At 67.2% G+C, this 12,067-nt stretch carries 10 protein-coding genes and 2 pseudogenes; 2 read left to right on the plus strand and 10 right to left on the minus strand.

Annotated features, from left to right (window positions below):
• Positions 1-369 precede the first annotated feature (369 nt).
• The 3 genes and pseudogenes from JWN68_RS19370 to JWN68_RS13275 all read right to left on the minus strand — a co-directional run.
• A pseudogene (locus JWN68_RS19370) lies at positions 370-903 on the minus strand (acyltransferase); the annotation flags it as partial.
• A 23-nt stretch (positions 904-926) separates the two neighbouring features.
• Positions 927-1,727 carry a glycosyltransferase gene (locus JWN68_RS13270; RefSeq protein WP_297739670.1) on the minus strand — a complete coding sequence of 267 codons (801 nt, stop codon included), beginning with the start codon at positions 1,725-1,727 and terminating at the stop codon, positions 927-929.
• Between the two features lie 405 nt (positions 1,728-2,132).
• Complete coding sequence (locus tag JWN68_RS13275) at positions 2,133-3,002, minus strand: glycosyltransferase family A protein (protein ID WP_297739672.1); 870 nt, start codon at positions 3,000-3,002, stop codon at positions 2,133-2,135.
• Between the two features lie 77 nt (positions 3,003-3,079).
• Here JWN68_RS13275 and JWN68_RS13280 point away from each other — a divergent pair, with 77 nt between their 5' ends.
• Complete coding sequence (locus JWN68_RS13280; RefSeq protein WP_297739674.1) at positions 3,080-3,943, plus strand: hypothetical protein; 864 nt, start codon at positions 3,080-3,082, stop codon at positions 3,941-3,943.
• Here the strand turns inward: JWN68_RS13280 and JWN68_RS13285 are convergent, their stop codons facing one another.
• From JWN68_RS13285 to JWN68_RS13310, 6 genes are all read right to left on the minus strand, one after another.
• Positions 3,944-5,764, minus strand: coding sequence for an ABC transporter ATP-binding protein (locus JWN68_RS13285; protein ID WP_297739676.1), 1,821 nt, complete (start codon positions 5,762-5,764; stop codon positions 3,944-3,946).
• 75 nt (positions 5,765-5,839) lie between these two features.
• Positions 5,840-7,102, minus strand: coding sequence for a glycosyltransferase (locus tag JWN68_RS13290; RefSeq protein ID WP_297739678.1), 1,263 nt, complete (start codon positions 7,100-7,102; stop codon positions 5,840-5,842).
• Positions 7,102-8,004: a glycosyltransferase family 2 protein gene (locus JWN68_RS13295; RefSeq protein ID WP_297739680.1), complete on the minus strand. Its 903-nt coding sequence runs from the start codon at positions 8,002-8,004 to the stop codon at positions 7,102-7,104. The genes JWN68_RS13290 and JWN68_RS13295 overlap by 1 nt, the downstream gene beginning before the upstream one ends.
• Entirely contained in the window at positions 8,004-8,357 is a 354-nt protein-coding gene (locus JWN68_RS13300) for a hypothetical protein (protein WP_297739682.1), read from the minus strand. The genes JWN68_RS13295 and JWN68_RS13300 overlap by 1 nt, the downstream gene beginning before the upstream one ends.
• Positions 8,358-8,387: 30 nt before the next feature.
• A complete protein-coding gene (locus JWN68_RS13305) occupies positions 8,388-8,933 on the minus strand; it encodes a glycosyltransferase family 2 protein (RefSeq protein WP_297739684.1) in 546 nt (181 codons plus the stop codon).
• Positions 8,934-9,013: 80 nt separating this feature from the next.
• Positions 9,014-10,072, minus strand: coding sequence for a hypothetical protein (locus JWN68_RS13310; protein ID WP_297739685.1), 1,059 nt, complete (start codon positions 10,070-10,072; stop codon positions 9,014-9,016).
• 288 nt (positions 10,073-10,360) lie between these two features.
• On the opposite strand from JWN68_RS13310, the gene JWN68_RS13315 reads away from it, so the two are divergent.
• On the plus strand, positions 10,361-11,128 hold the full coding sequence (locus tag JWN68_RS13315; RefSeq protein WP_297739687.1) for a hypothetical protein: 768 nt from the start codon (positions 10,361-10,363) through the stop codon (positions 11,126-11,128).
• A 98-nt stretch (positions 11,129-11,226) separates the two neighbouring features.
• On the opposite strand, the pseudogene JWN68_RS13320 reads toward JWN68_RS13315, so the two are convergent.
• A pseudogene (locus JWN68_RS13320) lies at positions 11,227-12,067 on the minus strand (translational GTPase TypA); the annotation flags it as partial.

A 12,067-nucleotide genomic window follows, 5' to 3' on the forward strand; every position in this document is an offset into this window, starting at 1 on the left:
TTGCCAGTGCTGCTCGGATCTCCGGGACTCGCTGGGGCAGGTCGGCTGCACCCACAGGTAGTCGCACGTGCCCGGCGTACCGATCGGGTGGCCCCCAGCCGGACGGACACAGGATCGCCGTCGACTCGACGGGAAGATGCGTCAACGTGCTTGCCACAGCACTGCGCACGCTGGCGTGCGTTGCTTCGATGCACACCAGTACCGACGCGGCGGTGGGTGGACTCAACAGCTCCACCGGTGCGGTCTCGTCGCGTCCTCGTCGGACGAGCGTTCGTGCCGCCGAGCGAAGTGGGTGGCGCGACTCGTGCCACGAACGCCAAGCTTCCAGGTCGGTGGGGTGGATCAGCCCGTTCACGGTGACCGTGACCCGATGACCTTGGCAGGGACGCCCGCGACGGTCGCGCCAGCAGCGACGTCCCTCGTCACGACGGCGTGCGCGGCAACGGTCGCTGCGTCCCCGATAGTCACCCCACCCAGGATCACTGCGCGTTGCCCGACGAACACGTTGTCACCGATGGAGATCGGGCCCGTGGCATGGACGCCCTGGGGTCTGCCCCTGTCATGGTCCGTGGACGCCGCAAAGACCCCGTCGGCAAAGACGCAGTTCGATCCGATCGTCACCGGGTCGATCGCGTGGAGATGCACGCCGTGGCCGAAGTAGTTGGAGTCGCCGATCACCAAGGGGCCGGCATCGCGCTCGCACGCCAGCCACGCACCTTCGAAGAAGGCACAGTCGGTGCCGATGTGGATGTTGGCGACGTTCTGCAACCGGTGCGGGCGCACGATCACGGTTCCCTTGCCGAGGGAGCCGAACGCGGGGCGATAGACCAGCTCAGTCCTGAGCCGGGAGACGTGCCAGCGGATGGAGGGAGGGGATTCCGCGATGCGCGAGGCGAGGCCCATGGTCACGACCCTAGCCGCGGCGATCAGGACCAGGCCGACTCCAGCTGGGGAACGCGATGGTCGAAGGTGTGATGAGCCAGCGTCCGGGCGCGCCCGGCCCGGGCAATCTCCTGGGCCCACCGCCGGTCTCGATGCGCACGCCGGCACAGTTCGGTCAGCTCGTCGAGGTCGCCGAACACCAGGACCTCGCGGCCGGGCTCGTCGAGCGCGTCGATGTCGGGACGGTCGATCAGCTGGAGGGAACCGGTCCCCGGCAACTCGTAGGTCCGCATCGTGAAGCCGTCCTGGTCGGTGTGCGAGTTCAGCCCGGCGACGGCGCCTGCCGTGATCCCGTATGCCCCGCTGCGGGTGACGTCACGCCCCGACGGGACATCGGGCCGCTCGATCTGCCAGGTGCGCAGACGGTCGAAGGGGTGCTTGGACCAGTCCCGGCCGTAGGCGCGCACACGGACTCCGCGGTGATGTAGCGCCTCGAGGATGCGGGTCCGTTCGGGGTATCGCGCACCCACGAACACCACCTCCTCCGAACGCACCGGCGAGAAGGTCACGGTGTGGTCGTACGCGTCCAGGACGTGCGCTGCGCGCAGGCCACGGGCTTGGAGCAGCAGCACGTCGTTCGGGGAGTAGGAGACGATGGAGGGTCGGGATCCGAGGACCTCCTCCGCGAAACGCATGCGGGCGAGCTCGTCGTAGAGCCACAGCAGCTGATGAGCTCCCGAGTCGTCGATGGAGCACCAGTAGGCGGGGCCCAGGACGTCACCCTTCACGGTGATGACGACGTCTGGTCGCATGTGGGCCACAGCTCGAGCGGCCTTCGTCGTCATTCGTGCAACCGCGGAACCCACTTCGGGAGCTGCGCCCAGTCGGCGAGGCAGCTCATCCAGGGTCTTAGTCCGGAGCTTCGCCCAGTTCGTCGCGTTCTCGTCGTACCGATGCAGGACGACCTCGTGACCTGCCCGACGTAGCGCCCCGGCGATGGAGTCCCCATATCCGTGGAAAGCAGGAGCGACAAGCAGGATTCGCACCGGATTCACGACCGGACCACCGCCGAGCGTCGGGTCGCGCCGACCACGACCCGGGCGGAGTACAGTTGGGACGGCATGCTCGAAGACTAGACGGGTGAACTGCCACCAACCCCTGGACCTGATGGGAGCGGCTGGGGTCGTCCTGACGGCTCCATCTGCTGGTTCGACCGTCGTCAACTGGATCTACGGGATCTACGCGCGCTCTCACGGTGCGGGCGTGCGCAACTTCCGAGCTTCAAGCAACTTGCCGGTCTCGAACGCCATGACGCACAACCACTGCCGGCGCGCGTCGCCATCGCCTCGCCAGGGGAACTGCTTCAGCAGCATCGCTTCGTGGTGTAACCGGCGGAGAGGGGACTTGGGCCTCACCTCCTGCGGCCGAAACTTGGCGTAGAGCGTGGTCGACCCCCGTCCGGAGTTGAGCTGCTGTCGGAGCACCCCCCGGAGGTCTGTCCGGATCCGGTAGTGGAGGAGCGCGTCGGGGGCATACCCGAACCGAAAACCCAGGTCCCACGCTCGCCACGCGAAGTCGATCTCCTCCGCGCCCGCCGGGAAGGTCTCGTCATACCCGCCGACCTTCTCCCAGAACTCGCGCCTGATGCCAGTGCTGCCCACTAGCCCGTAGGTTCGAACTGACCACGTCTGGAACAGGCCTTTTGTCTGGCTGGATATGGGTATCCACGTCGCGGACGGACCCGAGAGTGAAGCGGTCTCAGAAGGCCCGCTGACCAGGGGGTGGTCGTCCAGCCCGGAGTGCAGCGCACCCACCCACAGGGCCGAGACCACGTCGTCAGCGTCGCAGAGCAGGATCCGGTCCGTGGCAGCATGCTCGATGCCGACATTGCGCGCCGCCGAGACGCCTCGTCTGCGTGAGGCGTCCACATGCCGCAGCCGCAGCCGCGGCCGCCAGGCATCGAGGACTCCTTCGAGATCGTCGGTCGAGCCATTGTCCGCCACGATCACTTCGAAGGGCGGCGCACCCTCTTGGTTCATGAGGGCCGACAGTTGGTCGCTGATCAGGTGAGCAGCGTTGTACGTCGGGATGACGACCGAGCACTGAACCGCTGCCTCCATGGGCGACATCGTAGAGGCCGTCGGCGCGTCCACCCGTGGGATTGGACCCTGCGCAAGGGGCCGACGACACTGGGCGCATGGATCCGCTCGCTCCGTTGCGCCGTACGAAGCATGCGGCATTCGTGGCAAGGAAGCGCACCGGGCGCGGCTACCGGCGCGCCAAGTTTGCGACGGCGACGCGGCTCTTCCGCAACACCGGCCGCCACCCGTGGACGTATCGCCCCGAGCGCTACGCCGACACCTTCCTCCGCCACGACCACGCCGACGGCGAGGCCTCGCAGTTGCCTGAGCGGGTGTTCGCCCTCTGGACGGGGACGAATCCCTTGACACCTGCCCGGGCGAGGAACCTCCGTCGTCTGCGAGACGAGATCGAAGTCCCGGTCGAGCTGGTGACTCCGGACAACGTGGCCGACTGGGTGCTCCCCGACCATCTGCTTCATCCGGCATTCGGGCAGTTGTCACTCATCCACCGCTCCGACTACCTGCGCGGCTACCTCATGCACCATCACGGCGGCGGCTACTCCGACATCAAGGCTCCTGTCGGTTCGTGGCGGTCTGCCTTCGCAGCGATGGCTACCGAACCGGAGGTGTGGGTCACCAGCTTCCGCACCACGGATGCGAACTGGATCGGCAAGTACCCGGGTCGGATGGGGAGGGACATCCTCATCCGCTATCCGATGATGTTCGGCAAGAGTTCCTTCCTCATGCGCTCCCACACTCCGCTGACGGCGGAATGGATGGACGAGATGCATCGGCGGATGGATGCGGCGTCCCCTCTGCTTGCTGCGTGTTCCGCGGCCGGGATCTACGGCGAAGGCGCGGACTACCCCTTCGGCTGGACGGACCTTCTCGGACGGGTCCTGGACCCACTGACGCTCAAGTACCACGCCCACGTCCGCCATGACGACCGGCTGCTGCTGGACTTCACGGACTATCGCTGATCAGAGCGCGCCCAGCGCGACGAGGTGGGCGAACTCCACATTGTCGCGTCGAACCTCGTCGAACGTGCCGTACGAGGCGACTCGCCCACGGTGCATGAAGGCCAACGCATCGCAGTGCCGGACGGTCGAAAGGCGGTGAGCGACGATGACCATGGTCATGGAACCCTTGAGCGCTTCGACCGTCTCGGTCAGCCGTCGCTCTGTCTCGTTGTCGAGAGCCGACGTGGCCTCGTCGAGCACCAGGAGGGACGGATTCCGGTACAGCGCCCGAGCGATCCCGATGCGTTGACGTTGACCGCCCGACAGTCGCATGCCCCGCTCGCCGGCTTGTGTGTCCAGGCCATCGGGAAGCTCGTGAACGAGGTCGGCCAACTGAGCCCGGTCGACCGCCCGTGCAAGACGTTCGTCGTCCGCGTGCTCGTCAAAGGCGATGTTCTCGCGGATCGAGGCGTCGAGCAGCATGACTTCCTGCGGAACCACGGCGAGCTGTCGCTGCCAGGCCGGCAGGTTGTCGAACACGGAGACGCCCCCCGCCGTGACCGTTCCGGAACTGGGGCGGTGGAGTCCGAGCAAGATGTCGACCAGGGTGCTCTTGCCCGCGCCGCTCGAGCCGACGATTGCCAGCGACGAGCCCGCAGGTATCTGCAGGTCGACGCCGGCAAGGACCTCGGTGTCCGACTGGTCTGCATAGGCGAAGTGGAGGTCGCGGACGTCCACGTCCCCGACGGGCACCCGACCCGTCACGACTGCGGCGACCTCGTCAGCTCGATGGCGTGCCAGTTCACCGTGCACGTGGGTCAGGTGCTGGAGCGGGGACCGAGCAAACCGGATCCCGGAGAACGCGTTGATGAGCCGGACGCAACTGGGCAGTATGCGCGTCCCGGCGGCGACGAAGATGCCCAGCAGCACCAGGCTGTCGGCGCTGCTCGAGGTGGTGGTCGCACTCACGGCGAGCATCCCGACACCGAGGACGAACACGATCTCGAGGAAGTACTTCGGGATCTCATTGAGCACCGTCGCACGGACGATGGCATCGGCATTGGCTCGGCTGGCCGCTCGGAACTCCTCGACGAACGGGCCGTGTGCCCGGCGCAGTTTGATCTCCTTCACCGAGGTGAGCGGCTGCAGGGACGCCTTCGATATCGCTTGGGAAGCCTCCCGGACCTCTTCACCCGCTCGCTGGATCCGGGGCCGCACGAACCGCTGGATGACCCAGACGGCCAACCCGAAGTAGGCCGCGGCCGCCAATGATACCCATGGCGACATGACCAGCAACGAGGTGAAGATGAAGGCGATCGTGAGGATTTCGGTGAAAGCCGTCAGTGCAGAGGTGAGGCCTCCCGAGTACCCCATCCCGACACCCCCGGTGACCGTCCACAGCTTGTCGGACGTGTTCTGGCGGAGGTGCCACGCGTAGGGCCCGGTGAGGTAGCCCTGGAGAAGTGCCGTGGAGATGGACACCTGTTGATGCGCCATGAAGGAGAGCTGCCAGCGGCGTACGACGATGGCCGCAACGTCCTTGAGGATGAACGCGCCGACGATGACCAGGGCGATGGATCCGATCAGGGTGCGAAGGGATGGTTCGCCGAGCAGGCTGTTGACGAACCCCAGTGCGCCGGAGTCGACCGGTTGGCCCGTCACGTACTGCATCATCGGCAGCATCGCCACGACCCCGGCCATGTCGAGGAGAGCCAGGAGCGTCGACAGACCCGCCGAGATGACGAGGCGGCGACGGGTCGGCTCATCGACGAGCGCCCCCGTTCCCGGAGGGAAACCCATGAGCCTCGCGAGCCGAGGGAGGGCACTGCTCAGGATGGGCACTCGCGTAGTTTGACACCCGAGGTGCCAGCCTCGAGTTGGAACCAAGGGGTTCATGCCGTCTCGTGGTTGCGGGGATCACTCCTGGTCTGGTGGGGCCCCTGCATCGACGTCGGGCATCGTCGCGCGGTGCGCGCCTGCCTGGATCGGCCCGTACACCTCTGCCACCGCGTCCACGAAGTGTTCGAAACCGAAGCGTTCCAACGCCCAGGCCCGCGTGGACTCGGCCCGCCGACTGCTGGTGACCGGGTCGGCGAGCGTTTCGATCAACGCTGCGGCGAGCTCCGAGGCATTGTCGGAGACCGCCACGAATCTCTCGGCGGTCCCGATGCCCTCCGCGCCAGTCGACGTGCTGATCACCGGGACGCCGGCGGCCATCGCCTCGATGACCTTGAACTTCACGCCGGCCCCCAGTCGCAGGGGGACGATGCACGCGGCCGCAGCCGCATACTCCGACGTCAGGTCGTCGACGTAGCCGACGACCTCCACGCCCGGCGTGCTGGCGAACTGAGAGCGTAGGTCTTCGGTGGGCCCCTTGCCGATGACCCGGAGCGTCGCAGCCGGATGAGCCGTCACCACCGTGGGCCAGATGGCATGAGCCATCCATCGCAGCGCGTCCAGGTTCTCGGGACGGGCGAGGTACGCGACGAACACCACCCGAACAGGATGTGCAGGCACGTGCGGCGGTGCATCCGGCGAAGCCATGGGTGGTTCGATGATCCGAGAGCCGGCTGGCGTGCCCATCAACTCGGCGTCCTTGTCAGCGAAGTAGACGCAAGCGTCCACCCTGCTGGCGAGTCGCTTCTCCGACCGCAGTGCCAGCCGGGTGGCCGCCCACCACTTGATCCTGCTCCGTCCCGGCGTCGCACTGTCTGCTGCCCGGGCGAACCGTTGACTCAGGACGTCGTGGAAGGTCCCGACAAGGAGGGCTCGCCTGTTCAGTCTGCGCAAGAGGGGTTGGAGTCTGATGGCTTCCATCCACTGAACGTCGATGACATCCGCCTCGGAGATCAGTCGACGAGCGGTCGGGTCGCGAAGGATCGCCCAGGCGAATTCGAGGTCGGGCGCGCCGGGGTCGAGCCGACGCCACCAGTCCGTCACCCGGCGTAGCGTGCGGCCGAAGCGAGTCTCACGCGCTCCCAGGACGAGGTGCCGTGGCGTGCCGTCGACCGTCGCGGCGGCTTCGTTCGAAGGGTAGGCGGGGACGAGGTAGGCGTAGTCCAGTCCGTGCAGGTCCCACGCCCGATTGAGAGCCAAGAGGTAGTTGCCGCCGGCGTGCGGCACCCCCGCGTATGGCAGGACGGTGCTGACGACGGCGATGCGCCGGGCAGGGCTCGTCATCAGCCGTGTCGTCCTCGGGGCCGTCGGAGGGCCAGTGCGAGCTCGCATCGAAGTGTGACGAGAGGCGCGACTGAGCTGCCCCTGGCTCGACGCACGCAATTCACTGCGAAGTTGGCAACTGAGCAGGCCGTCAGAGCCGAGCGGAGACGCCTCTCGCCCCCCCACTTGCGTGCGTAGAGGAACCTGGCTTCGACCAGCCACTCCCGGCGTTTCCCGGAGGGTGAGGACCCCCCACCCGTGTGCACCACCACCGGCGTGGCCAGGGCGATCGCCCGAACCCCCTTGTCCCGCAGCCTTCTCTGCAGGTCGACCTCTTCTGCGTTCATGAAGAAGCGCTCATCGAAACCACTCACGGCTCGGAATTCGCCCACCGGGAGGAGCATCGCGGCCCCGATGACCCAGTCCACTGGGGAATCCCGGCTGCTGGCATGGACGTCGTGGCCCACCGCCCTGTGCCACGCCTTGGTGTCGCGCCAACGCGCCAGCGGCGTCAACCACTCTGTCGCGTAGTGGCGAACCCTGGGGAAGTCGCGCCCGGGCCAGCCGAAGGCTCCGTCGTGGCCGACGACCTGGGGCGACAGCACTGCGCGGGGATACTTCGCACTCGCCTGGACCATCCTGTCCACGAAGTCAGGGGGGATTTCCAGGTCGCTGTTCAGGATCAGCAGCAGCTCCTGACGCGCCAGGGTGACACCGGTGTTGACCGCGCTTCCGAAGCCGCCGTTGGTCCGGCGGCGGATCACCTCGACACCCTCGGTGGCCGGGAACGCCATGGGAGAGGCGTCGTCCGAGACGATGATCTGGACAGGTACCCGCGTGTCCGCAGCGCGGAGCTGTGCGATGAGTGCCAGCGCTGGGGCGGGGTCGCCGTAGTGGGGGATGACGATCGAGACGCCCTGCATCAGATCGCTCCTCCCGCATCTCCTCGGACGCGACCCGCGATGGCAGACGACTCGACCGTGAGAGCCACCGCCTTGCGGGCCACGCGCTCCGGCAGCACGTCCGCGAGGTGGTCAACGAGCCGGCCGAGGCGGGTCGCACGGTCCTCGTCGAGGCTCGCGGCGACCGTGGACACCCCTCTCTGCCAAGGGCCCGAGGGCGAGTGGCGGGGGTTGGTGATGCCGTGCTTGGCGTCGAACTTGAGCTGGGCAGCGCCCGAGTAGAACGCGCGTTGCGCTCGGCTGGCCGTGGTGGTCGCCGCGATGCGGTGCTCAGTCTCCAGTCCGGGATCGAGCAGTACGGGGATCCCTGCCAACGAGAGGCGGTAGCCCCAATCGACGTCCTCTCAGCCGTAGGCGCGAAATCCCATGTCATACGGACCAATTCGTTCCCACGTCTCGCGAGTGACCGACACGTTCCCTGCCCAACAGCGCCACCACTGGTCCGGTGGTCTGGAGTAGGCCTCGCGGCGAAACTGTTCGTCCCAGTGCCGGCCGTAGACCCGGGCGTAGGCGGTCTCCGGATAGACGTTGCGATAGAGGCCCACGACGCCGACAGGTTGACCGTCGTGGGCTGCGGCGTGTCGGGAGACGTAGTCGGGAGACGGCACCAGGTCGTCGTCGCACCGGACGAGCACCTGGCCGCGAGCCTCAGCGAACCCTGCGTTCAAGGCAGCCGACCTACCCTGGTTCTGATCGAACACCACGATCCGCACAGGCAGGTCTCCGGCAAGCTCCCGCAGCAGCGGTCCCGAGTCGTCCACGTCGCCATCGATCACGACGACTGCTTCCCATTCCGGACCCTCCTGCGCTCGGAGCGCGTCCAGCAGCACGGGCAGTCGGTCGGCGCCGCCACGCGAGGGCACGACGATCGAGACCAGAGGCACGGGCACGACGCGAGTCTAGGAGCCGCTTCACGATCCGGAGCGCTTTCCCAGCGAGGGGCGCCGATCGCAGTCGTACAGCGGGCCGATCACCCTGCCTGCGTCACCAGCCCGTGCCCGTGGAGCTCGGCCAAGGCGGCTTCGATCAGTGCGCCGGCGTCGGGGTGCGGGCCGTGCTCGGCCTCAGCCACGGCGACGAGCCCCGCGTCGGTCATGGGCGCGGCGAGTGCCAGCCAGATGGTCGATCCGAGACCGGCCAGCAGGTGCGCAGTGTCCCCGACCATCACGACCAGCTCGTCGTCGTACTGCACGGCATCGAGCCACGGGTGCCGCGACCACTGTCCCGGGTCGGCCGGCGGGGGATCGACCGGCGGATGGTGGATCACCGGACACCGCGCCCGATCGGGTTCGCTCAGGAGGTGGATCAGGTTATCGAGGTGGTCGTCCACTTCTTCGTAGTGCAGTGCGAACGCACCTCCGCACCCCTCGATGATCTCGCCCAGGGTGAGGAGGGGATGGCCGAGCAGCACCAGGGAGGAGGTCTGCGGCACGATCTCGACCATGGCCTGGGGGGTGGTGAGGGGGACCAGGCCGGCGTTTCCCTGTCCGCGGCGAAGCAGCACGATCCGCCGCAGCGTGGCGTGCTCAGGAGCGATCAGCAGCCCGGCGTCGTCCGGAGACACCGACGCCTTGTTGTCGGGACGGCTGCGATCGGTGATCACGGACAACGGCTTCGCGTGGGGGTGCACCGTCAGGTCCGGGCTCACCGACACGGTCTCGTCCGAGAGATATCCCAGTCGCCGAGCGAGCGCGTTGATGGCAGTGGTCTTGCCCATACCGGACTCGCCGACGACGGCAAGAGCTCGACCCGCAGAGTCCGCCACGGCACCCGCGTGCACGTTGAGTCGAGTCCCCGCGGTGGCTTCGAGCGCCCGCAGGGTCACCCGCGAGGTCATCGTGTAGTCGTGCTGTTCGGGTTCCATGCCGACAAGTCCGCTGGCGTCCGCCACGACCTCGGCCGGCGCCGTCGTCAAGGCCCTGGCCCACTGGTGGCGGAGGCGGGACGCAGCGAGAGCGTCGTGCGCTGGTATGGCGACAGCGACCCCGAGGACACGGACGACCACCGCGTGGAGAACAGGGTCGGTCACAAGTCGAACTCTAGGGGGAGACGACTGGCCCGTGACACTGCTTGGTCGAGCACCAGGGCTGTCCGCGAGCGCCCGACCGGGCCCGGATCGTAGATGACGTGACAGGTCTTCGCTGGAGAATGGCGGGATTGTTGCCCTCGTCGCCGAAGTGATGATGCAGGTCACGGACGTGGCGGAGGTTGTTACCCGGGCGTAGTCGCCGCTTTGCGGGATCGATCATGGCGACTGCCTACGGTTCGGTGTAGGTCAAGAACATCTCTTGAGTCCCCGCTCCGAGGAGAACCCCCCATGTCCGCGACGCTTGCGCGCCCCACCCGGCGCACTCTGGTGCGCAGCGCTGCCTGGACCGTGCCGGTGGTGGCCATCGGTGCCGCTGCTCCCGCCTTTGCCCTCACGTGCACGGGCGCAGCCGAGGGCTTCTCTCTGAACTGGACCTCGAACACCTACACGGTCGACAAGAGTCTCCCGGTCCACGTCGGCAAGGGGATCGCCACCGGTCCGACCGGGTCTCAGTCGATCGAGGTCACCTTCCGCAGCTCCGTCTTTGGAACCACCACGCGCGCCGGCGACAGCATGACGGTCGTGGCGCAGGACAACCTCGGCGGACTCGGCATCGGCAGGGGCCTGCAGCTTCGACACATCAACTTCAACGGCGGCTTCGGCAATCGCGAGGTCGTCCAGATCAGCTTCGCCAGGGCGATCACTGGACTGAGCTTCACCTTGACCGACATCGACAGCGTCGACAACGGGTTCTACGACCGAATCACTCTTGATGGGACCAGGAACTTCACCGTCACACCGAGGAACAGCACCAGCAACTACGTGCGCGGGAACGGCCTCGACGTCCCTGAAACCAACAATGCCGTAGGCCCGTGGCGCCAGCGAAACGACGACTCGAGTCTCGACCTGGACAGCAACCGTGGCAACGTCACGGTCACCTACCCCGGCACGATCGCGAAGGACACGCCGATCACCCTCAACTACTGGTCCTCGAATGCTGGCACCAACCAGCAGGTGTTCTTTAGCAACCTCACGTTCATGTCCGCGAGCTGCTGACACCCCCCACGAACCACGACACCCCGGCTCCGCGTTGCGGCGCCGGGGTGTTGTCATTGCGCCGTACCCGCCCCTGAAGGCAGGTACGGCGCAGGCGACTACTTGTTGGCCTTCCGGGACGCCGATGCGGTCTTGGCCCGGGCGTTCGCGTCGAGCACGACCTTGCGGATGCGCACGGCGTCGGGGGTGACCTCGACGCACTCGTCGTCGCGGCAGAACTCCAGGCACTGCTCGAGGGAGAGGTGACGCGGCGGGATCAGCTTCTCGAAGTTGTCCGAGGTGGCGGACCGGATGTTGGTCTGCTGCTTCTCCTTGGTGATGTTGACGTCCATGTCGTCGGCGCGCGAGTTCTCGCCGATGATCATGCCCTCGTAGACCTCGGTCGTGGGCTCGACGAACATGATCCCCCGCTCCTGCAGGTTCGTCATGGCATATGCCGTCGCCGCACCCTTGCGGTCAGCCACGAGCGAGCCGTTGGTGCGCGAGCGGATCTCGCCGGCCCACGGCTCGTAGCCCTCCGAGATGCCGTGCGCGATGCCGGTGCCACGGGTGTCGGTGAGGAACTCGGTGCGGAAGCCGATAAGGCCTCGGGCCGGCACCATGAACTCCATGCGGACCCAACCGCTGCCGTGGTTGGTCATCGACTCCATGCGACCCTTGCGGGCTGCGAGGAGCTCGGTGATCGTGCCGAGGTATTCCTCCGGGGCGTCGATGGTGAGGCGCTCGAACGGCTCGTGGACCTTGCCATCGACCATCTTGGTGACCACCTGCGGCTTGCCGACGGTGAGCTCGAAGCCCTCGCGACGCATCTGCTCGACCAGGATGGCGAGGGCCAGCTCGCCGCGGCCCTGCACCTCCCAGGCGTCGGGACGCTCGGTCGGGAGGATGCGCAGCGACACGTTGCCGACGAGCTCCTGGTCGAGACGGTCCTTGACGAGG

Origin of the sequence: Nocardioides sp., from assembly GCF_025964975.1 — a bacterium.
GTDB lineage: Bacteria > Actinomycetota > Actinomycetes > Propionibacteriales > Nocardioidaceae > Nocardioides.

Bases quoted from the DNA above. Each gene is read 5' to 3' on its own strand.
- JWN68_RS13290 (WP_297739678.1), bottom strand. From the start codon at position 7,102: ATGACGAGCCCTGCCCGGCGCATCGCCGTCGTCAGCACCGTCCTGCCA.
- JWN68_RS13275 (WP_297739672.1), bottom strand. From the start codon at position 3,002: ATGGAGGCAGCGGTTCAGTGCTCGGTCGTCATCCCGACGTACAACGCT.
- JWN68_RS13295 (WP_297739680.1), bottom strand. From the start codon at position 8,004: ATGCAGGGCGTCTCGATCGTCATCCCCCACTACGGCGACCCCGCCCCA.
- JWN68_RS13315 (WP_297739687.1), top strand. From the start codon at position 10,361: ATGTCCGCGACGCTTGCGCGCCCCACCCGGCGCACTCTGGTGCGCAGC.
- JWN68_RS13280 (WP_297739674.1), top strand. From the start codon at position 3,080: ATGGATCCGCTCGCTCCGTTGCGCCGTACGAAGCATGCGGCATTCGTG.
- JWN68_RS13270 (WP_297739670.1), bottom strand. From the start codon at position 1,727: ATGACGACGAAGGCCGCTCGAGCTGTGGCCCACATGCGACCAGACGTC.